This window comes from Chlamydia poikilotherma (assembly GCF_900239975.1).
Lineage (GTDB): Bacteria > Chlamydiota > Chlamydiia > Chlamydiales > Chlamydiaceae > Chlamydia > Chlamydia poikilotherma.
In genome coordinates, this window is sequence record NZ_LS992154.1 from 465190 (window position 1) to 489385 (window position 24196).

Below are 24196 nucleotides of genomic sequence, written 5' to 3' on the forward strand. Positions count from 1 at the left end.
TAGAACTGAGGTAGAAACCTTTACTTGAAAGGTTTCTCAATGCAATTCCTTAGATATCCATCTTGCTGCAACAAGAACCTTCTGAGCAGCAGCTTTCAACAAGGGTTTGCTCTTGTTTTACAGGAGTATTTTCTGCTTTTTTAGCAAGCGTTGCATAATGGTTTTTTATATTACGCATTTTCTTACAAAGAACAAATGGTTCTATGATTGACCAGGCAAATAGGATAAGAATAGGTGTGCCCATCAATTTTATATAAGATGGGTCCATGGAAGGCACGTCTTTACGCATCCTTATTTTCCCAGACGCCATAGCAACGATATAGAGCACATTCCACAATATGGGTGTGGCAATAATAATAAAGGCACATAGATATACAAGATTTTTGTATTTTCTGAAGTGTTTCTTAGGAGCTAAGGGTTCATTTTTAAATAAGATTCTATAAAAAATTAGTACTGGAATGGAAGGTGATAGGAAGAAAATCAAATTAACGATCGTCGACATAATACTTTGTTGGGGCACAACATTCTCCTTGTTTTTCGATCAATATACCTTAGCTTTTCCTCTGTAAATCCGTCGACATTTTTATTATTAAATAATTTTATATTTAAAAAAGTTTTTTTGTTCTATTTGTTTATTAAAAATTGATCAATGTAAATTTTAAAAATGAAAAATATAATTAAAGATATAAAAGCACAAAATTCTGGAAAAGCCATTCCTAATGATCAGATTCAATTTTCCTGCGGAGGTGATGGTGTTACCGAGAATGTTATGCGTAAACCTTGGAACGTTTCGAATCAAAGAATTACAAATATAGCTCGTGGATCTGGAAATCCTGCTAGTGGGAGTATCACTTTAAAAAGTGATCTTAGTGATTATCTTCAAAAGGGAGGTGTCACTACAAGAGGAGTCTTTCTAAGGACAACAGGTGGCTTGATGATTGGGGATATCGATATGGGATCTACCCATACTGTAGTTGGTTTGCCTATATCATATAAAACCACTATTGTTAATGATAATGATACGGCTTCTGTAGGTATGGTCTCAGAAGATATAGGTTCTCTTGCTGATAAGCTAACCGATCTTATCAATCAAATAAACGATCTCTCTTCCGCAGGTGGTTTAGATAAAATCATAAAAGATTTAGGAACACCATCTGGTGGAACTTTAACAAAACCGAACGAGGCTCAATGGTTAGTGCGTGCTGGAGGAAACTCTATGGCTGGCGATTTAGGATTCAAAAAAAATGAGCAAAGTACACCTACAGATCCAGAGCCTACTATTAAAAATCTTGCAATAACAGGTTCTGTAGCAAGTGGTGGTTCTGCTGTTGGAGCTATTTCTACGGCAACTCCAAAAGATAAGCTTCAAAGGATTGTTGCTGTAAATGACCTTACAGAAACCCTAAATGAGATAGTGAAGAATACTACATATCCCAAATGGACGGGTATGGACGTTTCTTTTGTTTGTTTAAAACAAGTCGCCAGCAGTTCAACTCCACCATCTTCTACAGATTATGAAAAATCTAGCAATGCTGATAATTATATAACAACAGTAGATGCAAACAGTGTTAAATTATTGCGTAGGGGCATTTATTGCGTTTCCTTTATCTATGATTTCACTCAACCAAATCCTCCTTCTACACCACCTGCTCCAGCTACAGATGTTAGTTGTGCATTAGCTATTACTCCTAAAAGTGGTACAAAAACAGAATGCTATAAAGTGACAGGTAAGTCTGACACTACATTCATAGGAAAGACTTATATTTTTATTGAGGATGCTCAAGCATCCACGGAAGCAACACTGAGTTTCGAAGTCACAGCTACTTCATCAATTGCTAAACAAACATGGACAGTATCTTTTATAGGCGCTGCTTATTAAATTATAGAATAAGGCTAAGAAATAAACTTAGCCTTATTTTAAGAAACTACGGTGTAGCTGTGAATGTTGATGGAAGTAAAGTTACTTGCCATGACCATGAGCTAATCTCAAGAGTTGAGGAGCTGCCTGTTGGTGGATTGAATTTCAATTTAAGATCAGAAGCATTTTGAACAGGAATTTGACAAAATAAATTTTGTCCCGAGCTTAAAGCAGCAACACTATAAACAACAGTATCTGTTGAGGATGATCCACCACCTGTTGTTGTCGATGGATTTAATACCACACTAATATTTGCAGTTGTATTTCCAGTCCAATTAGCTGTTACAGATAACGAGAGAATTCCTGGAGCAAGAATTTTGATAGTTTCTGTATCAGAGTCTTCTATCTTTAAATACTGTTCTGTTATTGGGGTGGTAATCGTGTTATTAGTTTTTGGAGTTCCTGTTGGTCCTGAGCTTGTTGCTCCAATTACATTAGAACCCTTGCTTATAGGTTTCGGAAAAGGTGGCCTAGGTACGAATGGCGATGGACCTGGTGCGGGAGGGGGCGGTGGAGGAGGAGATGGAGGTGATGTGGTCACTGTTTTCCATTCAAAATAGTCCGTCACTGAGGTTGTGCCGCCCTGAATTGCATTCCCTAATAACCCAATTTGTGGTGTTGTGACTTTAGCTTGTAAGTATTCAACATTTACTGCGTCTTTAGCATTACTTGGTGTTCCTAATCCTTTAATAGTGTGATTTTTCATCTCTAAATCACCTGACATCGTACTTCCTGCAATTTTTACAAATAGCGAAGTGTCTGGTGGGGGTGGCGCATCTGGATCTGAGTTATTCTGAGTCAGTCCTAAAGCTGTTTCAATAGTGCTGACTTTTGAGGATACATCAGAGATCTTTTGTACTGCATCATTAATATCAGGGTTATTCGTGACTGTATTAGCCGTATCCATAACATACTTTACGGTTGCAGCAGCTGATGGATCTAAAGTAGTCGATCCTGCACCCCCAGTTGTAGGCATGAGTATATTGATAATTGAGTGACCGCTCATATCAATATTCCCCGTCATGGTTCCACCTGTTGTGGGAAGGTATCCAGATTGAGGATCATTTTTTGATACATAATTAGACTTTAAATAATCTAAAGATACCGCATCTGAGTCTTGTCTAGGGTTAGGTAAACCACTAATATTTTGGTTATTCATATTAATGGTTTTCATTGATGTGATTGTTGTCTCTGTCAGAGTAAATAAAGATGGATCAGGATTTGTCGTTGCTCTTGTTCTACTAGTAGTATTAGATGATAAATCTGTAGTTTCGTTATTATCTATTTTATCTTTCATATTTTTAATAACAATTAATTGTTGTTTTTAATAAATGCTAATAACAATTATTAATGTTTTATTAAATTAAAAAGAAAGATTCATGATTTCTTCAGCAATAGTATCATGAAATAATCGACCCTGTTTATTTAAGAATAAGAACTCATTATCGAGATCAAACAGTTCTTTAATTAGAGGAATGGACGTGAGAGATTGTATTAGTGAAGATGGGAAATCTTTTAATCGCGCTCCTTTGGTAAGACGTAATCTTAAGGCCAGAGCTTCTTTTATACGTTCTTCTTCTGGTAGGGATTCTCTAGATTCATGAGTGGGAAGATTTTTCCGCACAGCACGTAGATACTCTGAAATTCTTGAGAAATTTTTCGAGCGTATATTATCAGTATATTGTGATGCAGAAACGCCTAACCCTAAAAAGGGCTTATCTGTCCAGTAGTAGAGGTTATGTTTTGATTCAGCTTGAGATTTTGCATACGAGGCAAGTTCATAGCGAGAAAATCCCCGAGAAGATAGAAGTTCTTCAGCTGAGAGACTCATAGCTGCTAATATATCATCATTAGCAATAGAGGGAGCTAGAATACGACGGTGCTTATAAAACGATGTATGAGGATCTAAGGTCAGATTATACAGCGAAATATGCGAAATAGGTAGAGTCAGAGCTTGATGGAGATCTGAAAGAAAATCTGACAAAGATTGTGTGGGGAGACCATAAATAAGGTCTATGGAGATGTTATTAAATTCATGTTCATAGCAACGGTGGACAGCATCTATAGATGCTGCTGCGCAGTGTATTCTTCCTAAGGCTTTAAGAAGGGGATCATGAAAGGTCTGTGCTCCAACACTAATCCTATTAACTGGAGTTAGAGTAAGATCTCTTAAATACGCTTCCGATAAATCCTCGGGATTTGCTTCCAAAGTGATTTCCTTAGCATGAGGAGCTAGGACTTTACTTATGTTATGTAAATGATGGGGAGGAATTAATGAAGGTGTTCCTCCACCAAAAAATACAGTATCGATAAAATATGTGTCTTGAACAGTAGATAGCTTACTCAATCCTTCTTGAAGAATCGCATTGCAGTACAAACTTACAGATTCCGGATTGTATGGAATCGTGTAAAAGCTACAGTAGTGGCATTTCTTTGAGCAAAAAGGAAAATGAATGTAAAGGGCTAAGGGTTTTTTACCATTCATTAGCATCGGGGTCAACAATACCCCCGCGTCTCCAACGATTACGATCACTGAAAGGATCTTCGTCATCATCACTGGAATAATCGATTTCTACAGCTCCTTCTTCGCGATCTTCATCGGGAAGTTCGATCTCAACAGTTTCACCTGGATCAATATCGATTTCTGTTTCTGTAGCTTCAACAAACTCCATGTCTGACATGCTTGGTCCATCAGGATAGACAGTTTTTGCAGGACTACGTCTTGGAGTAACAAACTCCTCAACTTCGCCACTTTCTTTTAGAAGTTGCAGGCGCTCCTTCTCTTCGTGGATTTTATTTTCTAAAGAACGTATTTCTTCCTTGTGTCTATCGATTTCTTTTTTTGGAACTAAACCCAATTGCATCCACTGGGTTAAGTCACGTAATTCAGATTCGAGTTTTTTTAGACGTTCACTTTTCATCTAGTGGGCACCATCCTGTATTCTAGAGAGCAGATGTAATGTATCCCTTGCTTTTGTTCAATAATAGAAAAAAAAGCAAAGATTGTTTTTTTTGAAAAATAAAAATTTGCTATGAAACGAAATTCAGATCGCATCTATCGAGAACAAACATCATATGGATTCCGAGTTTGCTGGACAAGTCCATTCTTCGGATATGGACTGGATCGAGGCTATGTTTCAAAGGTTTCTAAATCATGAAACCTTGGATCCTTCATGGAAATATTTTTTTGAAGGGTACCAATTAGGTCAAGAAGGCGCTAATTCAGCATCTTCTGGAAATGAAGAAGCATACACTACTTTGCAAGAAAAGAAAGCCCAGTTTCTTTGCATGATATACCGTTATTACGGATATCTACAAAGTCAGATTTCTCCTTTATCTCCTGTTAATCCCTCTCCTTTAATTCAAGAAAAGATCAAGAATATAGATCTTAATGAAATTGTCCCTTCTTTAGGTCTTCTTCCTCAGCCCAAGGTTCCTGTCCGTGATTTGATTCAGGCATTAAAAAACTTTTATTGCCGAAGTATTTCGGTAGAAACTCTTACGTGTTCTCCTCAATTACAAGAATATGTATGGAAGCTCATGGAGAGCAAGTCTCCTCAAAGATCTCCAGCCGAGCTTTTGCGCACATATCAAGATATGTGTAAAGCGACATTCTTTGAGGAGTTTCTACAGATAAAATTTACGGGGCAAAAAAGATTCTCTTTAGAAGGTGCTGAAAGCTTAATTCCTATGCTTGAACATCTTGTGCACTATGGTGTTGCTCAAGATATCACGAATTACATTCTTGGCATGTCTCATCGTGGACGATTGAATGTCTTAACAAATGTATTAGGTAAGCCTTACTCTCATGTATTTATGGAGTTTGAGGATAATCCTATAGCTCGAGGTTTAGATGTTGTCGGAGATGTGAAGTATCACAAAGGGTATGTTTCTAGATCTCATAGCAAAAACGGTGAGGAGGTAACTTTTGTTATGTTGCCAAATCCTAGCCATCTGGAAGCTGTAGACCCCGTTGTTGAAGGTGTTGTTGCTGCTTTACAGCATCAAGTAGATTCAGGAAAAGAACACTCATGTTTGGCGCTTCTTGTTCATGGAGATGCTGCATTTTCAGGACAGGGAATTGTTTATGAAACTTTACAACTAAGTCAGGTTCCAGGGTATTCTACGGGGGGAACTCTCCATATTGTTGTAAACAACCATATAGGATTCACTGCGCAACCTAGAGAATCAAGATCGACACCTTACTGTACTGATATTGCTAAGATGTTGGGGATTCCTGTATTTCGTGTGAATGCTGAAGATGTTACTGCTTGCCTGCAGGCTATAGAGTATTCTTTAAAAGTACGTGAAGAGTTTAATTGCGATGTTATCATCGACTTTTGTTGTTATCGGAAATATGGTCATAATGAAAGTGACGATCCTTCAATAACAGCTCCTTTGCTTTATGATGAGATTAAGAAAAAATCGACGATTCGTGAGATTTATAGAAAGTATCTATTAGATAATTATTCTTCAGAAATCTCTGAGGATGATCTAAAAAAAATCGAACAAGGCGTTCAAGATATCCTCAGCAAAGAATTTCAAACATTGAAACAGGAAGAAAGTCAAACTTTACCTAAAATAGATTGTCGTCATTGTGATCGTATGGATCTCGGTGAATTATTAGTAAACGATATCGATGTTTCCTTAAGCAGGGATACGGTATTTCATATAAGTTCTAAATTATGCGGTCTTCCTGAAAATTTTACACCCCATCCTAAGGTTAAAGCTCTTCTTGATAAGAGAATGAAAATGGCTAATGGGGAAATTGGTTATGATTGGGGAATGGCTGAAGAGCTCGCTTTTGCCTCTTTGTTAATAGAGAAATTTTCCCTACGTCTTTCGGGACAAGATGCTATTCGTGGAACCTTTAGTCAGAGGCATTTATTGTGGAGTGACGTGAGATCCGGAGACACCTACACGCCCTTATATCATCTGTCTTCTGATCAAGGATCTGTAGATATCTATAATTCTCCATTATCAGAATATGCTGTTTTAGGCTTTGAGTACGGTTATGCTCAACAAGCGGAGCGTACCCTTGTTTTATGGGAAGCGCAGTTTGGAGATTTTTCTAATGGAGCGCAGATTATTTTCGATCAGTATATTTCTTCTGCAATTCAGAAATGGGATTTACATTCTGATCTTGTTGTTCTCTTGCCTCACGGTTATGAGGGCCAAGGTCCAGAACATTCTTCAGCACGTATAGAAAGGTATTTACAACTAGCTGCAAATTGGAATTTTCAGGTTGTTATCCCTTCAACCCCTGTGCAGTATTTCCGTATACTTCGTGAACACACGAAGAGGGATTTATCCTTGCCTTTGGTGATCTTTACTCCAAAAATGCTTTTGCGCCATCCTGAATGCACAAGCTTTATAGAGGAATTTACTGTTCCTGGAGGATTTCGTCCTATCCTTGAAGATGTAGAACCTAATTACGATGCTAAGGTTTTAGTGTTGTGCTCTGGAAAGGTATATTACGATTTTAAAGGATATGTACCTCAAGAACGTAAGAAAGACTTTGCTTGTTTACGTATTGAGAGTTTGTATCCCTTACATCTGGAAGATCTCCTCTCTTTGATTAGCAAATACTCTAAAGTTGACCATTATGTATGGCTTCAAGAAGAGCCTCAGAATATGGGAGCTTTTGATTATATATTCATGGCAACTGAAGAGATTTTTCCTAAAAAACTTACATGTATAAGCAGACCAAGAAGTAGTTCCACAGCTACAGGATCTGCACGTCTTAGCCAACAAGAATTTTTAACATTAATGGAAACATTATTTTCTCTAGGTAATGTATGATTACAGAAGTACGCATTCCCAATGTCGCTGAATCCATAAGCGAAGTAACAATAGCTTCTCTTTTGGTGACTTCAGAAAGTCTCGTTCAGGAGAATCAAGGCATCATGGAGATCGAAAGCGAGAAGGTAAATCAGCTTATCTATGCTCCCACATCTGGAAGGATTGTCTGGTCAGTTGCTGAAGAAGATGTTGTTGCTGTTGGAGGGATCGTTGCTAGAATCTATGATGCTAACGAAGCTGTTCCTGATAGCTCTATAGAGGAAATGCCTGCTACTGAACTTGTAGATGCAGAGATTATCTGTTTCCCAAGATCTAAAGCTCACGAACCTCCTGCAGAGGGTAAAAATTTTGTCCCTTTACGTGATAAAATTCAAAATACATCCCCATCTTTAGGATCTAAAAATGAAGTTCGTGAGCGTATGTCCTCAATACGTAAAACGATTTCTCGTCGTTTAGTTTCTGCTCTTCATGAATCGGCAATGTTAACAACATTTAATGAGATTCATATGACTCCTCTTATGAAACTTCGTAAGGAGAAACAAGAGATCTTTTCTTCTCGTTATAATGTGAAATTAGGCTTGATGTCTTTCTTCATAAAAGCAGTTATTGAAGGGTTGAAAGCTTATCCTCGTGTGAATGCATATATTGATCAGGATGAAATTGTCTACCGTCAATATTATGATATTTCTATTGCTGTAGGAACAGATCGTGGTCTTGTTGTTCCTGTGATTCGTGATTGTGATAAGCTCTCGAGTGGGGACATTGAAGTAAAACTTGCAGATCTAGCAAGTAGAGCTCGTGATGGTCTGATTTCTGTTCCAGAACTTGAGGGAGGAAGCTTCACTATTACTAATGGTGGTGTTTACGGTTCTTTACTTTCTACGCCTATTATTAATCCGCCTCAAGTGGGGATATTAGGCATGCATAAAATAGAGAAACGTCCTGTAGTTATCGACAATACCATAGCTATTGCCGATATGATGTATGTTGCTTTTAGCTATGATCATCGTATTATTGATGGGAAAGAAGCCGTAGGCTTTCTTATCAAAATTAAAGATGCCATAGAACAACCCGAAAATCTGCTTGATCTGTAGGTTTGTTATCTAGGAAGAAGAAGAACAGCCGTAATGTTATTCTTTTTTATTGGTGTATCTATCACATTAGGCTCCGGATAATAGTTGCGATAACGAGAAGAGAAGAAAATCTCGTGCTCAGTATATGTACACCTTTCGGAGATTGTTATTTTAGAACTAGAAATCCCCTGATCTAATAACTGTTTTCTGGCTATAGCTCGGAAATCCATATGATTTTCTTTCGGCATAAAAGTAAAGAAGCTTGGAGGAAAAAGTTCTCTATAATCAGGGTAAATAGCGTAATCAGGTCCTAAAGAAGGACCGATAACGACAATTAAATCTTGAGGACGTGAGTTATAAACACGTTTTAATGTGGCTATTGTTACAGCATAAATATTCCCCACGAGCCCTCGCCATCCTGAATGGACATTGGCGACAACATGCTTTTCTGGATCATAAAAGATAGCTGGTTGACAATCCGAATGACGGATATGTAAAGAAATCAGGGGATCTTGGGTATACAATCCATCTGCGGGGCATCCTGCAGGGGTCGTATACGTAGCATGGCGTAAGCTTGTACCGTGTACCTGATGAAGGTCGCAGAAACGTTCGGCACCTAGGTTTTTGCGGATCTGTTCGTTTTTAGGAACATAGACGTAGCCTTCCGCATCTTTTTGTTTGGGGAATAATCCATGACCTAGGGGTAGATCAGAAAGTTCTGGAAAGGTCAGTTTAATTAGATTATTTTCAGAATTCGATTGCGTCATAGTTAAAAAACCTATTATTCAGGATCTTTCCATACACCATGTTCTTGTAAAAGATGGACAAGCTCTTCTTCAGCATCTTCCATAGGAATATGCGCTTTCACGCATGTGTGTTTTACATAGAGGTCGATCATCCCTGTTTTAGATCCTACAAATCCAAAATCGGCATCCGCCATTTCTCCAGGTCCATTAACAATACATCCCATAACAGCAATTTTTAATCCTACAAGATGTTTTGTTCTCTCTTGAATACGTTTTGTCACTTCAGGAAGATCGAAGAGCGTTCTTCCGCATCCAGGACAAGAGATGTATTCTGTTTTTACTAAGCGTACGCCGGCACTTTGTAAAGTGCCAAAGGCTATTTCTCGAATAGCGGGTAGAGGGATGTTAGGAAGATCCAAAATTACAGCTTCCCCTAAGCCATCGAGAAGAAGGGCTCCGAATTCTGTAGCTATAGATACAGCGGCTTCACACTCGTCATCAAGATCTTTTGAAAATACTAATTTCACAGGTTGCCCTTCACACTGTTTCTTTTCGAAGAATTCTCTTGTACTGTGAATAAACGGAGTTGTAGCGTGACAGTGAACGAAGGGAGCGCTTAATACCTGCTCGCTATTCCAGATTTCTTCGTTATAAGCATAAAGACAAGGGACTTCATGATGATGAAAAACCAACATGTGTTCTTTTAATTTTTCGACAAGAGAGGTTCCTATAAAACTTTTCGGAACAACTATTCCATCAGGGGTTGTGAAGTCTTTTTTCCCGTTTACAGGATTAACACCGAGTTGCTCAAGTAGCTTGTCAATAGGATTATTTAGAAGATGTTCTTCTGTAAGTTTAATGAATACACCATAAACAGAACCCCATGGGGTTGTTTTTGTGATTTTCTTAGAAGCATTGACGAAGCTTTCTGAGTTTTCTAAAGCGAAAGGGTTTTCCTTTTTAGGAAGATTAAGATACATCGTAGTATGCTTTAGCAAACTTTCGCAGACAGGAATTTCTGTAGTAGGACAGCCGGTCAATGAGCAGCGAATAGTATCTCCTAAACCTTCTGTTAGGAGAGTGCCAATACCCACTGCAGACTTGATAATCCCATCCATACCCATCCCTGCTTCGGTAACGCCTAGGTGTAGGGGATAATGCCAGCCACGAGCATCAAGATCTTTTGCTAGTTGACGATAAGCAGCAACCATGACTTTTGGATTGCTAGATTTCATAGAGAAAACAACATCGCGATAGCCAAGTTTTTCACACACCTCGATATATTCAAGAGCAGAAACCACCATACCTTCTATAGTGTCTCCATAACGTTGCATAACACGTTCAGAAAGGGAACCATGATTCACCCCAATTCTCATGGCTTTGCCTAAGCGTTTACACTTTTCTACAAGAGGAGTGAATTTCTCTTCCAATCGAAGAAGGCTATCGGCATAGTTTTTATCTGTGTATGTTTTTCCAGTGAACATATTGCGTTTGTCAACGAAATTTCCTGGATTAATACGTACTTTATCTACGAAATCAGCAACATGCATAGCTGCTTGAGGAAAGAAATGAATATCTGCTACAAGAGGAATATCAATCCCCATAGCAAGTAAACGTTCTTTGATATGTTCACACGCCTGAGCTTCTTTGATTCCTTGTACAGTCACGCGAGCGATTTCACATTTGGCTTCTACTAAAGCACAGATTTGTGCAACTGTAGCGTCAACATCTGCAGTCGGTGTTGTTGTCATAGATTGTGTCTTTATCGAATGCTCACTGCCCACATAAAGATTCCCAATTTTAACTGAGTGCGTATAACGTCTAGTAGCTTGTTTTTTAGAGGGCGAAATAACCATAAAGACCTAAAATAATTTTTATTGTGGGCGTAAAGATTTATTAAGAGAGCAAAACAGCTCTGGAGTAAAAACGACAATAAATTTAACCCATTTAAGGGTATTCATCAAAAAGAAAAGAAGAGATTCAGTAAAGGAAAATCTTGGTTCCAATAAAGACATTAGATTTGAAATAAAATTTCTATTTTTAAAATTTTAATTTCAAATGAAATGTATACAACTTATTCTTATGAATTAAGAATGGTCAAGGTTTAGTAATAGACCATTCTTCAGTAGCGTAGAGTGAAGATTCGCGATAGAAATTTTTAAGAAAAGTTTTTCTTTAATCATCATCGTCGAAATCATCGATTTTTCCATAGACTATAGGTTTGTCTTGGCGCAGGGGATTACTTCCTATACCGTACAGACAAACAGTTAGATCGCTATTTTTATCATTGGCTATTTCAGATAAGGCTAAAGATAACGCTACTAACACCCTACTTTCGAATTGTACATCAAGCGGTGCGAATGTGTTGATATAGAATTCATTGTTGTGATCTTTTGGGAACATGATATCGTGTCCATAAATCCCAATATCGTGTACTCCATCTGAAATTAAGGATTTAAAGAGGTCGATAAACATCTTTTTTTGATCTTCGAGGCTTCCTTTCCCGTAAAGAGGATGTCGTTTATCACCAGGTCGTTCATTAGCTGTTTTCGGATAATGTCCAAAGGGATTCCAGATGTTAATGAGGTGCTTGGGGTTATCATTTTGGTGGGAGGAGTATCTAGAATTTATCCATTCCGTGCGTCTCCATTGCCCAGGAGTTTTAGGTGTTTGGGAAAATGCTGTTAAGTTTGTATTCCAATTGTGATCTCCAGCTTCGAATCTAAACATGTCTAGAGCGCTATTGTGAATAGTATTAGGATGTGCAAGATCTGCTTCAGGTGGTATGAAACAAACCCGAGATATCTCTGTACCGTCAGCTACAAGCGGAGAAAAGAATGTTGGAATTTTAAAAGTTGCCAACCTAACGTTAGAGTTGCTTTTTGTTGTGAATACATTGATATCTTCTACGCCAGGAGCTTGCATGTCTTTGGGTAGAGAAAAACTTTCCTTAAAGTTTGTTTTCAAAGTCTCAGCAAGATCATTAGAAATAAAATCATAGCTTCTGCTTTTTTCAAAAGCACCCCGGATTCTTTTTCTAATACTTCCCTTAGTGCTATTAGGTAAAAGTCCTAGAGATGTTCCTAATAAAATTGTTCCCAGAGTAATTCCTACGGCCGCAGCAACTGCTAGGCCTGGGACTCCAAGTGCTCCTAAAGTAACTCCACAAGCAATTCCGGCAACTAGAGCAATTCCTCCTAAGATCGCAAGAACCTTCTGAGTAGTCTCTCTGGTGCGTGGATTATATAAAACTCTATTCAGATATCCTTTTAAAGAAGGACTCTGCTTAGGAATTAAATTAAATATTTGATGTGGTGGTAGCGGATTATTATCCGATGAAATTTTTTTTGGCGACATAATTAAAATTATAAATAATATTAAAAATAAAGTAATTTACTTTTGATAATTTTTATTTAATAAATTTATTTTATGTTCAAAATTAGTTGTTTATAATTTCTATTTTATAAAGGAAGTCCTAATCCAGGAGAACTTACAACAACCACGTTCATGATTGTTTCGGGATTTGAGGTTGCGAATTTAGCTAACGCGGCAACTAGACCTGTTTGTATAGCTGATTTCCAAGAAGCGGCTTCTTGAGGATTTTGAGAGAGCTGAGGCGGTGCTGTAGATATTAAGGGTACTTGAATCATATCAGCGCCTTGATTAACAGCTTCGTTTAGACAATTTGTATAGGCAGTTTGTGCTAGGGCAAACGCAACCACGGGATGGTGATTATGAGATTCGGGATCAGGTCCTTGAATGAAACCTAGAAAATTTGGTAATCCAAGTTTCTTCTTATTGCTAGATCCGTCAGAGTTTTTCCAGGGTATAGAAATACACTGTCCCTCTTGTATAGTAGGAATTTCACAAAAAATGTTTAATGCATCTAAGTTTGAAATACTTGTATTATTTTCTAACGCGATCAGAAGGTTACAACAGCAATGAACACGCGGAGAATAGATAACTCCTGTGGTCGCAAATAGAGCTGTCTTTGAATGCTTAATTTTCCAAGCTTTATTAAGTAGAGAGGGTGTGGTTTCTCCAAAAATACCGGGTAAACTATTCCAGTCTGTAATTACCTCTCCGTATTGTTCTAAGATTTTTGTGTGCTTTGTATTTTCATTAATTTCAATGAGAGGGGGCAAACTCTTAGGAAAAGATTTTATATCTGTTCTTGTGGGTGTTTTAGTTTGTAAACACGATCTTCTAAGAAGGAAAATGGATATAAGGAGTAGAGGAATAGCTAAAGAGCAGATAGAAAGAAGAGGGAGGATTCCTGTAATTACAGAAGTAATAACTGCTCCAATTGTTGCTAAACCTGTAATGATAATCATAATAATGTGGAAAACTTTTGATATCTCACAACTTTGTTTAGGAAGTATCTCAGATGAATGCTGTGTTTGTTCAAAAGATGGAACAATAGAGATAGTTGTCATTTAATCATAAAGTAAGGTGCTTTAACGTTAGCCGTGTATATTCGCAATGATCGAAGGAAAAATCATATAATTCTAAATTTTCAAGCGAAAGTAACACTGTGTTATAGTTTTATGTGTATTTTTTATTAATTGCTTATATCTTATTATCTAATGTCTGTGGATATAGTAGATGCTGTCCAATAAAGTTGGCAACTTAGATTTTAATTAGGAGACTATTCTTGAAAGATCTTTATAATTAAATAGCAGAAAATCTCTAACTAGTTTCTTCAAGTATATTTAGGCAGTAGATGATCAGAGGGTCTAAGAAAAGAAATCATCTTTTTTATGTAGATAAAATTATCATGCACCTCAAATAAGATTCTTATTGAAGATGCATGACTTTTTGTATTTTATCTTATTCTACCCTAAAGGAGGATTGTCGATGTCGGTAACGACAATAATTATCTCCGCGTTAGGATTTTGTGTTGCAAAGTTTTGAGCGGCAGTTACCAAAGCAGCTTTTACAGCATCTATCCATAGATTGCGAGCACTACGTCCATTTATAACTAGCTTGTCAGATGGGGCAAAGGCATTGGATGAGAGAAGAGGTACCTGAACATACTTAGAGCCTTTTTGTAGAGCCTTAGCAAGGCAGTTCTCGTAAGCCTGAGTAATAACTTCATAACATCTTTCTGAACTATTGTTTAACTGGTTAGCTGTAGGTCCTAAGAGTTGTGCAAGAAATGCGGGACCCTCAGGTTTATTATCATTATTCGTTCCGTCACGATTTATCCACTTACCAGCGCTACATTCACCCACTTGTAACCGGTTCTTATTTTCTTTAGAATTTTCCCATCCCTCTGAACTTACTGCTCGTGTGAAGTAGTAGTTTGTCCCACTACCGTTCTTGAACATGGTCGCGTTGGCAGCATTTACCAGCATGGGGCGAAGACCCGTTGTCGAGAATCTCGGTTTAGTAATATCGCCGCAGGTAGATACTAGGGTAGTTTTAGTATTCGGAAACTTCCAACCTTTGAAGGTGGTAGTAGCATCGATGGCATCGAATCTCGGTGTATTAATAGAATTTGAGGATGGCAGTTGTGTCCAACCATTAAGTAGTTGTTGAGCACTAGGAATAGGTAATAAGGATGCAGGTGCATCCGTAGGCGGTGTTTGAGTTGCGGTTGTGGGTAAATCCTGAGGTTGTGTTGGGGCTGGTGCAGGAGTTTCTACCGGAGTGGAAACAGGATCGGGTTCTCCTTCGGTCTCTCTGACCGGTTGAAGTGAAGTTGGTGGGGTGAATTCCGGAATAGTTAGGTCGGGATGTATAGGGATTTCTTCTTCTATAGGTTGGGGAAGAGGGGCAACTCTTGTGGGTTTCTTATTGAGAAGAACGCAGCAGGCTACAGCGATTATAGAGAATACCACCACAGCGGCTGCAAGAGCTGGCATGGCCAGGGTAATAGCTAAAGCTAGGGTTGTCACAAACCCTACAAGAGATAAAGCAGCCACGGTAGCAAGAGCAGCTCTCTTAGCAACTCCCTGTTTATTTTGTATTGGAGAAAAGGATGTCCCAAGAATAGGATGAGACGATCCGTGAGTATTGATAGGTGGTAACATTAAGATATGGATTGTTTTTAAAAGCTAAACATAATCAATATTTTAAAGCATATCTCCTCTAAGATATAGGAAGTTTTTTTTCAAGAAATTTGTCTCTGAAAGGCAGAAAGAGAAGGAGAACATCTCGGCGTGCAAATGAAATTTTTTATTTCTCAATTTAATAAACAAAAATATTAAGATATTTACAATTAAGCAAATGTAAATATCTTAATATTTCTTGTTGTTTTAAAAATAGAACTTAAAAGGTGACTTTAACGCATCCACCATTGATTTTACACTGGCAGGCTAAACGTTCGTTTGAATCCTCAGGTTCACCAAGAAAATCTTTTTCTTCATCAGTGAAATCAGAAAGATTTTCTTCTCCTTCTAAAACTTCAATAACACATGTACCACAGACGCCCTCAGTACAAGCGAAAGGAACACCCGAAGATTCACAGGGTTCAGCAATACTAGAACCATTTTCCAGCTCAAACTCTTGTGTTTCGTCATCGGATGAAATGATTAACTTTGCCATTGGATTTCCTGAAAATCTTTTGTTATAAAAACTAAACAATTCGGAGTAGAGGGATTCGAACCCCCGACCTATTGCTCCCAAAGCAACCGCGCTAACCAGGCTGCGCTATACTCCGTACAAATGTCTCTAAGAAATAAAGACGTTAGCATAGAAGAAAATAGTCTACAAGATAAACATAAACTAAAATTCGCTATTTTGTGACATAAGAGTTTTTCTTGAAGATATATATTTTTTGTCATTATTTAAGAAAATAGGAGAGTCTCAGAAGGGAGGAGCTTGGTGACAAGCAAACAAGAGAAACTATGGAGAATGGCTCTCATTCCCTTGGGTATTCTTCTTTCTTTTTTAATACCTTTACCTCAAGGGATTTTAGATGCGGGTCTGTGCATCAATTTTATCCTGTCTTTAACTGTTGTCTTTTGGGTGTTTTCTTTAAAGTCTAGTCGTGAGGCTAAGCTTTTCCCCTCATTATTTCTATATCTTTGCTTATTTCGTTTGGGATTAAATCTTGCTTCAACCCGATTGATTTTATCCTCGGGTTGGGCCTCACCTATGATTTTTTCATTAGGGAATTTCTTTTCTCTAGGAAGTTTGGGAGCGGGAACTGTTGCTTGCTCTCTATTTTTTCTAGTTAATTTTCTTGTGATTGCTAAGGGATCGGAAAGAGTTGCTGAAGTTCGTGCCCGATTTATTTTAGAAGCGCTTCCCGGTAAACAGATGTCGTTGGACGCTGATCTCTTATCTGGAAGATCCTCGAGTATTGATGTTGAAAAACAAAAACAAGATCTTTTTGAGGAGAGTGATTTTTTTTCCTCTATGGAAGGAGTATTTCGTTTTGTAAAAGGAGATGCAATTGTTAGCTGTATTTTACTTGTTGTTAATTCCATAGCTGCTTCTTATTTTTCATACTCTTTAGATGGTGTTGCGGATAATTTATGGCTGACAGTTGTGGGAGATGCTCTAGTAAGTCAAGTGCCGGCCTTATTGACATCGTGTGCCGCAGCGACATTGATATCCAAGGTGGGACAAAAAGAATCCCTGCTTGAGCATATAACGGATTATTATGAGCAAGTAAGGATTCATTTTAAAACAATTGCTGTTTTACTTTCTTCATTACTATTTGTTCCAGGAACTCCTAAGGGGCTTGTAATCACCTTTGTCATTGCACTATTTGTTACACATAAACAGAAAAATAATATTCAAGGACTGGAACTTATACCCGAAGAGTTTCAACAAATGCATCTGTTGATTCCAACGGATTATAAAGGAATAAATCCTAAGGAAACATATATTCAAGCCTGTGAGACTATCTTCAATGAAATAGGAGTTTTGTTGCCTAAGGAAATAAGGATTATTTATACTGAGAAAAAAGCTTCTTTACGGTATGGTGGGCAATATTTTTCTATCAAAGAGATCTCTTTGATTCATCTTTTGCCGCTATTAAGAAATCTAGCTCCAGATGCTATTCACGGAAAACATATTAAAATTCTTATACGAGATACACAAAATGTTTTTGGAATCTCCGTTGACGAGATTATTCCGAAAAAAATTTCTGAAAATTCTCTTCTTTTTTTAATAAAAACTCTGGTTAAAGAACGTATATCCTTAAGATTGTTCCCTAAGATACTGGAAGCAATAGCGTTGTATGGATCTCATGAAGACAGTCTGGAAATTCTCTCTGAGAAGATCAGGAAATACTTAGGGAAACATATAGGAAGAGCTCTTTGGGATAAGGAAAATATTTTAGAAATTATCACTGTAGATTCACATGTAGAACGAATGATAGGTGACTTATACTCAAAATCTAATCCCTTAATGTGTGATAAGGTTGTTCATCAGGTGCAGCATTTACTTGACCAATCTGAGGATGGAGGGTTCCGAGCTATCATTACCGGATGCGAATCTCGTTTTGAATTAAGAAAAATGATCGAACCTCATTTCCCAGATCTTCTTGTTTTATCACATAATGAACTTCCTGAAGAAATTCCTATTTCCTTATTAGGATCTGTTTCAGATGAGGTTTTGATACTTTAGTTATGAAATTATTCTAATTAAAACGAATAAATTATTTTAATTAGAATATTGTTTAAAATATTTTTTTTATTTATTCTTAAAGTAATTACTGAAGAAAAAAATTTGTGAAAACACAAAATACGCAAAACGTTTCTGAGATTTGGGAATTATATTGGGAGAATCGAGCGATTGAGCATCGAGATACTCTGATTGATTTTTATTTACATTTAGTCAAATGCGTGGTTCATCGTTTGATTTCAGGTATGCCTTCCCATGTAAAAACTGAAGACCTATATGCTTCCGGAGTTGAGGGATTAGTACGCGCTGTGGAGCGTTTTGATCCAGAGAAAAGTCGTCGTTTTGAAGGATACGCCCTATTTTTAATAAAAGCTGCGATTATTGATGATTTAAGAAAACAGGATTGGGTTCCTAGAAGCGTTCATCAAAGGGCAAATAAGCTTTCAGATGCAATGGATACTCTAAGACAGTCTCTAGGAAGAGAGCCCACTGACGGAGATCTTTGTGAGTATTTCCAAATTTCCCAACAAGAACTTTCTGGTTGGTTCGTTTCAGCGCGTCCTGCATTGATTATCTCTTTGAATGAGGAAAGACCTTCGCTATCCGATGGGGAACCTGGAGTAGCTTTAGAAGAGCGTATTCCTGATGAACGAGCGGAAACAGGATACGATATCGTCGATAAGAAAGAATTCTCTTCGTTTTTAGCAAATGCTATAGAGGGACTAGAAGAGAAGGAACGAAAGGTCATGGCCCTATATTATTACGAAGAGCTAGTTCTTAAGGAGATTGGAAAAATCTTAGGGGTTAGCGAATCGCGTGTGTCCCAAATTCATTCCAAAGCACTTATTAAACTTCGAGTAGCTTTGTCAGCCTTCCTTTAAGAAAGGGATCGGGATTCTTTCTTAACAGGAAGTGCAAAGTTTATAATAACTCCAAGACTTAAGCATAGTCCTCCGGCAGCACTTAACAATAAGAACCAGAGATTTGTAGTAAGTATTAAAGCTGCACAGCTTCCTACTACAGCTAAAATTGCTAGAGTAATAAGAACTATGGAAGTGATGCGTACACACAAGGTGGAGGGAATAAATTTCTTTGTTTTACTTTGTACTTGTTGAATGCTTGCAGTGTTGATTGAATTTGAAGTTATAGCAGCCACAAGAAACCTTTAAAAGATAAAAAAATCGATACATTTTAATATAAAAAACAGATTTTTTTCTATTGTTTTTTCTTCATGATATTAAATTTAGAAGGGAATCTTGCATATAAGAAGTCCGATGGTTAAGATGGTACTTCAATTATTAAGATTTTTTTGTAGTCGCCATGCGGGATTTCATAAGACATTTGAGGGATCGAGGAATTCTAGAAGATTTTTCCTCTGGATTAGACAGTGTAACCTCTCCTACTTCCGCATATCTTGGATTTGATCCCACAGCAGCCTCTCTTCACATTGGACATTGGATAGGGATATGCTTTCTACGTAGAATGGCAAATTTTGGTATCACTCCTGTGGCCTTAGTAGGCTCTGCTACAGGGATGATAGGAGATCCTTCTGGGAAAAGTATAGAGCGTACCCTATTGGAAAGTAATCAGGTAGTGCATAACAGTCAGAAGCTTTCTGAATGTCTCTCTCATTATTTGCCTGGAGTGCAAATAGTGAATAATATGGATTGGTTTAAAAATACTACAGTCATTGATTTTCTTCGAGATGTAGGGAAGCATTTTAGATTGGGAACAATGTTGAGCAAGGATACAATTAAACAGCGTATCCAATCTGAAGAGGGCATTAGCTATACTGAATTTAGTTATATACTCTTGCAATCGTATGATTTCGCCTACTTGTTTGAAAAGCATGGTATATCCTTGCAGTGCGGGGGAAGCGATCAATGGGGAAATATTACCTCTGGAATTGATTATATTCGTCGTAGAGGATTAGGACAAGCCCACGGCTTGACTTATCCGTTATTAACAAATAGCCAGGGTAAGAAGATCGGAAAGACTGAGTCGGGAACTATTTGGTTAGATCCTACTCTAACATCTCCCTATGAGCTATACCAGTACTTTCTAAGATTGCCAGATTCAGAGATCCCTAAAATAGCACGTACTCTAACTTTATTGAGTAATCAGGAAATTTTTGATCTAGATCAGGAATTTCTTTCGGATCCTATCGCTGTGAAAAAGTTTGTTGCCGAAACTATAGTAGCTTCTATACATGGTGAAGATAGACTCAAGGAGGCCGAAGCAGTTACTCAAAGTATGCATCCTGGTAAGGTATCTTTAGTTTCTGAAAAAGATTTCCAAGATCTTATTTCTATGGGACAGGGAGTGTCTTTAGAGAGATTACAGACTATTGGCAAACGATGGGTAGATCTCTTTGTTGAAGTAGGATTTTGCAACTCTAAGGGAGAAGCTAGAAGATTGATCGAACAAAAAGGTCTCTATGTAAATAGAGACGCTATAGCGGATGAGCAAAGTGTGTTTGAAGACTCTCAATTGTGTTACAATCAATATGTTTTATTAGCACAGGGAAAAAAGAAAAAATTAGTTTTGCGTCTAATTTAAGTGTTGAGGAGGACTAGTGGCAGAGCAAGCAGATATTGGGCTAATTGGTTTAGCTGTTATGGGGAAAAACCTTGTATTAAACATGATAGATCATGGTTTTTCTGTTTCTGTCTACAATCGGAGTCCAGAGAAAACTCAAAAGTTTCTTCAGGAGAATTCTCAAAGCACAAACCTTCAGGGGCATGAAAATTTAGAAGCTTTTGTTTGTTCTTTAAAACGTCCTAGAAAAATCATGCTTATGATCAAAGCAGGAAGCCCTGTAGATGAAAGTATTGAATCATTATTACCTTATCTTGAAGCCGGAGATATTATTATTGATGGAGGAAATAGCTACTATAAAGATTCAGAAAGACGATGCCGGGACCTTAAGGAAAAAGGCATTCTTTTTATAGGCATGGGGATTTCCGGAGGTGAGGAGGGAGCTAGGTACGGCCCTTCTATTATGCCTGGAGGCAATAGTGATGCTTGGCCAGCTATAGCGCCTATTTTTCAAGGTATTTCTGCTAAAGTTAGCGGTAACCCCTGTTGTTGTTGGGTTGGACCTGGAGGGGCAGGACATTATGTAAAAACTGTACATAATGGCATTGAATATGGAGATATCCAATTAATTTGCGAAGCTTATGGGTTGCTAAGAACACGTTTAGGTATATCTCCTGAGTCTGTATCAGCAATTTTTTCTGAATGGAATAGTCGGGAATTAGAAAGCTACCTTATGAGAATTTCCGTAGAGGTACTTTCTTTAAAAGATTCTGACGGCTCTCCAGTTATTGATACAATTTTAGATGTTGCAGGGCAAAAAGGTACGGGCCGATGGACTGCAATGGATGCTATTGATTCTGGGGTTCCTCTTTCTTTGATTATTGAATCTGTATTAGCACGCTTTCTTTCCTCATGGAAAACTGTTCGAGATCAGGCAGCAAAAGAGCTTCCTGGTATTCCTATAGTTTTTGAAAAACCTAAAGATCCTCATCTTTTTATCGAAGATGTATTCCAGGCGCTATATGCTTCAAAAATCATTAGCTATGCTCAGGGATTCATGCTGTTAAAACAAGCGTCAGAAGAGCATCAATGGAACCTGAATTTGGGAGAGTTAGCTTTATTGTGGAGAGGAGGATGTATTATCCAAAGCGTATTTTTAGACGCTATCCACAAAGGTTTTGAAAACGAACCCGAAGCACCTTCACTAATTTTACAAACTTATTTCAAATCCACATTGCAAAACTCTGAATCCGGATGGCGTAGAACGATTGCTTATGCAATTGGCTCAGGATATCCTGTACCTTGTTTAGCAGCTGCTTTGACATTCTATGATGGTTACCGAACAAAAGATTCCTCAATAGCCTTAGCTCAAGGATTGCGAGATTATTTCGGAGCGCACTCGTATGAACGTAAGGATAGGCCTCGAGGAGAATTCTACCACACAGATTGGATAGGCACTAAGACTACAACGCTTGTAAAATAATTTTTGAAAAATGTAGGGGTTCTGCCGTAATAACGAGCTCTCCTGACAAGTCTCTTGTTTCTTTAGGGGTACTTTGGTACCCCTTCCTTTATTCTAAAACTATTTGAGTTTCGACTGCTTGCGTGATAATAACAAACAAAGATAGTAAGAGTTTTATCCCTTGAAAATCTTGATTCTTGGGTAGAAAATGAACTAGTCTATTTTAAGAACTTCAATAAAAGCAGTATTCGGAATAGAAACTTTCCCAAACTCTTTCATACGCTTTTTACCCTTCTTCTGTTTTTCCCAGAGCTTGCGTTTTCTCGTAATATCCCCGCCATAACACTTTGCTGTGACATTTTTTGAAAGAGCACGAATTGTTTCCCGAGCGATTACTTTTTTATTGATAGCAGCTTGAATAGGAATTTTAAATAGTTGCTGTGGGATTACATCAACAAGCTTTTCACAAATACTTCTTCCGCGAGCCTCTGCTTTATCTCTGTGTACTAGACACGAAAAGGCATCAACAGGTTCGTCATTGATTAAGATTTCAAGCTTTATAATTGATCCCTTGCGGTAATCTCCTAAACGGTAATCAAAAGATCCATAACCTTTGGTTACAGATTTTAATTTATCATTAAAATCAGAGACGATTTCATTTAAAGGTAGATCATAAGAAAGGACTAACCTATGTTGATCTAACATTTCTGTCTTTAGGCATACACCGCGCTTATCTAAACACAGATTCATAATGCTACTTAGGTATTCTTGAGGAGTGATGATGTTTACATGTACCCAAGGTTCTTCCAAATGCTCAATAATTGAAGGATCAGGATAGGCTGTAGGGTTATCTATTAATAGTGTTTTTCCGTTTTTTAAGATGACCTTATAGATGACGCTGGGTGCTGTAGCAATAATATCAAGGTCAAATTCTCTAATAATTCTTTCAAAAATAATCTCTAGATGCAGCAAGCCTAAAAATCCACAGCGAAAGCCAAAACCTAGAGAATGGCTACTCTCTTGCTCTATAGTTAAAGCAGAATCATTAAGCTGTAAACGGCCTAAAGCATCTTTTAAAGTGTCAAAATCTGATGAATCAATAGGATAAATTCCAGCAAAAACTACAGGATTAATTTCTTTGAACCCGTCCAAAGGTACTTTTGCTGGATGTTTTACTGTAGTGACAGTATCACCGATTTTCACATCTTTTACTTTTTTCAAATTAGCAATGAAATAGCCTACCTGACCTGCTCTTAGTGACCCTTCAATTAAAGTGGCTTCGGGAAGGAAGGCTCCAACACCTAAAACTTCAAAAGCTGAACCTTTTGTTGCCATAAAGGTTATACGATCACCTTTTTTAATTTCTCCGCTGATAACACGAACATAGACCATGATCCCTACATAAGGATCGTAATGAGAGTCAAAAATTAAAGCCTTTAGTTCGGTTTCTTTAGGAAGTTTTGGAGGAGGAATTAGTTCAATTATTGCCTCAAGAATTTCTGAAATTCCTTCTCCAGTTTTTGCTGAACAGGCAATCGCATGGGTAGTGTCTAATCCTATGTAATCTTCGATTTGTTTCCGAATTCGTTCAGGATTAGCAGCAGGCAAATCAATCTTATTTAAAATAGGAATGATCTCTAAATCACGCTCTAATGCTAGATAAACATTGGCTAAACTCTGAGCTTGCACACCTTGAGCTGCGTCAACAATGAGTAGGGCTCCTTCACAAGCAGCTAAAGATCGTGATACTTCATAAGAAAAATCCACGTGGCCGGGGGTATCTATGAGATTAAGCTGATAAACTTCGCCATTGTATTCATAATACATAGTTACGGGGTGGGCTTTAATAGTGATGCCACGTTCCCTTTCAAGATCCATAGAATCAAGGAGCTGCTCACGCATCTCTCTTTGCTCAACTGTGCTCGTACTTTCAAGTAAGCGATCAGCAATTGTAGATTTTCCGTGATCAATATGCGCAATAATAGAAAAATTTCGAATATTTTCTAATTTATACTCTTTCAAAATACAACAGGAGTTTTGTCAGTTTCAGAGAGAGTCATGTTAGACTGAGGATAGT

19 protein-coding genes and 1 tRNA gene are annotated in these 24196 nt (G+C 37.7%); 7 read left to right on the forward strand and 13 right to left on the reverse strand.

Annotated elements, in window-relative coordinates:
• Nucleotides 1-49: 49 nt before the first annotated feature.
• Nucleotides 50-520 carry a hypothetical protein gene (locus C10C_RS05230; RefSeq protein ID WP_231913644.1) on the reverse strand — a complete coding sequence of 157 codons (471 nt, stop codon included), beginning with the start codon at nucleotides 518-520 and terminating at the stop codon, nucleotides 50-52.
• A gap of 144 nt (nucleotides 521-664) precedes the next feature.
• Here C10C_RS05230 and C10C_RS02120 point away from each other — a divergent pair, with 144 nt between their 5' ends.
• Nucleotides 665-1879 (forward strand): hydrolase, encoded by a 1215-nt coding sequence (locus C10C_RS02120; RefSeq protein WP_117274212.1) that lies wholly within the window; start codon nucleotides 665-667, stop codon nucleotides 1877-1879.
• Between the two features lie 46 nt (nucleotides 1880-1925).
• On the opposite strand, the gene C10C_RS02125 is transcribed toward C10C_RS02120, so the two are convergent.
• From C10C_RS02125 to C10C_RS02135, 3 genes are all read right to left on the reverse strand, one after another.
• Nucleotides 1926-3215: a hypothetical protein gene (locus C10C_RS02125; protein WP_117274213.1), complete on the reverse strand. Its 1290-nt coding sequence runs from the start codon at nucleotides 3213-3215 to the stop codon at nucleotides 1926-1928.
• A gap of 66 nt (nucleotides 3216-3281) precedes the next feature.
• On the reverse strand, nucleotides 3282-4403 hold the full coding sequence (hemW, locus tag C10C_RS02130; protein WP_117274214.1) for a radical SAM family heme chaperone HemW: 1122 nt from the start codon (nucleotides 4401-4403) through the stop codon (nucleotides 3282-3284).
• Entirely contained in the window at nucleotides 4393-4839 is a 447-nt protein-coding gene (locus C10C_RS02135; protein WP_117274215.1) for a hypothetical protein, read from the reverse strand. Before C10C_RS02135 ends, hemW begins: the two co-directional genes overlap by 11 nt.
• A gap of 154 nt (nucleotides 4840-4993) precedes the next feature.
• On the opposite strand from C10C_RS02135, the gene C10C_RS02140 reads away from it, so the two are divergent.
• Together C10C_RS02140 and sucB are read left to right on the forward strand one after the other, a co-directional pair.
• Nucleotides 4994-7720, forward strand: a complete 2727-nt coding sequence (locus C10C_RS02140; protein WP_117274216.1) for a 2-oxoglutarate dehydrogenase E1 component — start codon at nucleotides 4994-4996, stop codon at nucleotides 7718-7720.
• Nucleotides 7717-8814, forward strand: a complete 1098-nt coding sequence (gene sucB / locus C10C_RS02145; RefSeq protein ID WP_117274217.1) for a dihydrolipoyllysine-residue succinyltransferase — start codon at nucleotides 7717-7719, stop codon at nucleotides 8812-8814. Before C10C_RS02140 ends, sucB begins: the two co-directional genes overlap by 4 nt.
• Before the next feature lie 5 nt (nucleotides 8815-8819).
• Here sucB and pgeF read toward each other — a convergent pair whose 3' ends face one another.
• From pgeF to C10C_RS02180, 7 genes are all read right to left on the reverse strand, one after another.
• Complete coding sequence (gene pgeF / locus C10C_RS02150; RefSeq protein ID WP_117274218.1) at nucleotides 8820-9560, reverse strand: peptidoglycan editing factor PgeF; 741 nt, start codon at nucleotides 9558-9560, stop codon at nucleotides 8820-8822.
• A 14-nt stretch (nucleotides 9561-9574) separates the two neighbouring features.
• Entirely contained in the window at nucleotides 9575-11395 is a 1821-nt protein-coding gene (locus C10C_RS02155) for a 4-hydroxy-3-methylbut-2-en-1-yl diphosphate synthase (RefSeq protein WP_117274219.1), read from the reverse strand.
• Between the two features lie 319 nt (nucleotides 11396-11714).
• Nucleotides 11715-12896: a hypothetical protein gene (locus C10C_RS02160; protein ID WP_117274220.1), complete on the reverse strand. Its 1182-nt coding sequence runs from the start codon at nucleotides 12894-12896 to the stop codon at nucleotides 11715-11717.
• Nucleotides 12897-13000: 104 nt separating this feature from the next.
• Nucleotides 13001-13975: a hypothetical protein gene (locus C10C_RS02165; RefSeq protein WP_231913645.1), complete on the reverse strand. Its 975-nt coding sequence runs from the start codon at nucleotides 13973-13975 to the stop codon at nucleotides 13001-13003.
• 399 nt (nucleotides 13976-14374) lie between these two features.
• Nucleotides 14375-15574, reverse strand: a complete 1200-nt coding sequence (locus C10C_RS02170) for a macro domain-containing protein (RefSeq protein ID WP_117274221.1) — start codon at nucleotides 15572-15574, stop codon at nucleotides 14375-14377.
• Nucleotides 15575-15812: 238 nt separating this feature from the next.
• The gene (locus tag C10C_RS02175) at nucleotides 15813-16088 is read right to left on the reverse strand and encodes a 2Fe-2S iron-sulfur cluster-binding protein (protein WP_117274222.1); all 276 of its coding nucleotides are present in this window, start codon (nucleotides 16086-16088) and stop codon (nucleotides 15813-15815) included.
• Between the two features lie 40 nt (nucleotides 16089-16128).
• A tRNA-Pro gene (locus tag C10C_RS02180) sits at nucleotides 16129-16203 on the reverse strand.
• A 194-nt stretch (nucleotides 16204-16397) separates the two neighbouring features.
• Here C10C_RS02180 and C10C_RS02185 point away from each other — a divergent pair.
• Together C10C_RS02185 and C10C_RS02190 are read left to right on the forward strand one after the other, a co-directional pair.
• Nucleotides 16398-18122 carry an EscV/YscV/HrcV family type III secretion system export apparatus protein gene (locus C10C_RS02185; protein ID WP_231913648.1) on the forward strand — a complete coding sequence of 575 codons (1725 nt, stop codon included), beginning with the start codon at nucleotides 16398-16400 and terminating at the stop codon, nucleotides 18120-18122.
• A 104-nt stretch (nucleotides 18123-18226) separates the two neighbouring features.
• A complete protein-coding gene (locus C10C_RS02190) occupies nucleotides 18227-19000 on the forward strand; it encodes a FliA/WhiG family RNA polymerase sigma factor (RefSeq protein ID WP_117274224.1) in 774 nt (257 codons plus the stop codon).
• Here C10C_RS02190 and C10C_RS02195 read toward each other — a convergent pair.
• Entirely contained in the window at nucleotides 18997-19275 is a 279-nt protein-coding gene (locus C10C_RS02195) for a hypothetical protein (RefSeq protein ID WP_117274225.1), read from the reverse strand. The two genes, C10C_RS02190 and C10C_RS02195, sit on opposite strands and share 4 nt — an antisense overlap.
• A 164-nt stretch (nucleotides 19276-19439) precedes the next feature.
• Between C10C_RS02195 and tyrS the strand changes: the two genes are divergently transcribed.
• On the forward strand, nucleotides 19440-20678 hold the full coding sequence (tyrS, locus tag C10C_RS02200) for a tyrosine--tRNA ligase (protein ID WP_117274226.1): 1239 nt from the start codon (nucleotides 19440-19442) through the stop codon (nucleotides 20676-20678).
• Between the two features lie 16 nt (nucleotides 20679-20694).
• Nucleotides 20695-22140 (forward strand): decarboxylating NADP(+)-dependent phosphogluconate dehydrogenase, encoded by a 1446-nt coding sequence (gnd, locus tag C10C_RS02205; RefSeq protein WP_117274227.1) that lies wholly within the window; start codon nucleotides 20695-20697, stop codon nucleotides 22138-22140.
• Nucleotides 22141-22332: 192 nt separating this feature from the next.
• Here the strand turns inward: gnd and lepA are convergent, their stop codons facing one another.
• The gene (lepA, locus tag C10C_RS02210; RefSeq protein ID WP_117274228.1) at nucleotides 22333-24141 is read right to left on the reverse strand and encodes a translation elongation factor 4; all 1809 of its coding nucleotides are present in this window, start codon (nucleotides 24139-24141) and stop codon (nucleotides 22333-22335) included.
• Nucleotides 24142-24196 lie beyond the last annotated feature (55 nt).

What these genes read in the sequence shown, in the direction of transcription:
- C10C_RS02120 (WP_117274212.1), top strand. Translation starts at nt 665, where the DNA reads ATGAAAAATATAATTAAAGATATAAAAGCACAAAATTCTGGAAAAGCC.
- C10C_RS02185 (WP_231913648.1), top strand. Translation starts at nt 16,398, where the DNA reads ATGGCTCTCATTCCCTTGGGTATTCTTCTTTCTTTTTTAATACCTTTA.
- C10C_RS02135 (WP_117274215.1), bottom strand. Translation starts at nt 4,839, where the DNA reads ATGAAAAGTGAACGTCTAAAAAAACTCGAATCTGAATTACGTGACTTA.
- C10C_RS02155 (WP_117274219.1), bottom strand. Translation starts at nt 11,395, where the DNA reads ATGGTTATTTCGCCCTCTAAAAAACAAGCTACTAGACGTTATACGCAC.
- pgeF (WP_117274218.1), bottom strand. Translation starts at nt 9,560, where the DNA reads ATGACGCAATCGAATTCTGAAAATAATCTAATTAAACTGACCTTTCCA.
- C10C_RS02175 (WP_117274222.1), bottom strand. Translation starts at nt 16,088, where the DNA reads ATGGCAAAGTTAATCATTTCATCCGATGACGAAACACAAGAGTTTGAG.
- C10C_RS02125 (WP_117274213.1), bottom strand. Translation starts at nt 3,215, where the DNA reads ATGAAAGATAAAATAGATAATAACGAAACTACAGATTTATCATCTAAT.
- C10C_RS02170 (WP_117274221.1), bottom strand. Translation starts at nt 15,574, where the DNA reads ATGTTACCACCTATCAATACTCACGGATCGTCTCATCCTATTCTTGGG.
- sucB (WP_117274217.1), top strand. Translation starts at nt 7,717, where the DNA reads ATGATTACAGAAGTACGCATTCCCAATGTCGCTGAATCCATAAGCGAA.
- hemW (WP_117274214.1), bottom strand. Translation starts at nt 4,403, where the DNA reads ATGAATGGTAAAAAACCCTTAGCCCTTTACATTCATTTTCCTTTTTGC.
- tyrS (WP_117274226.1), top strand. Translation starts at nt 19,440, where the DNA reads ATGCGGGATTTCATAAGACATTTGAGGGATCGAGGAATTCTAGAAGAT.
- C10C_RS02140 (WP_117274216.1), top strand. Translation starts at nt 4,994, where the DNA reads ATGGATTCCGAGTTTGCTGGACAAGTCCATTCTTCGGATATGGACTGG.
- C10C_RS02165 (WP_231913645.1), bottom strand. Translation starts at nt 13,975, where the DNA reads ATGACAACTATCTCTATTGTTCCATCTTTTGAACAAACACAGCATTCA.
- C10C_RS02160 (WP_117274220.1), bottom strand. Translation starts at nt 12,896, where the DNA reads ATGTCGCCAAAAAAAATTTCATCGGATAATAATCCGCTACCACCACAT.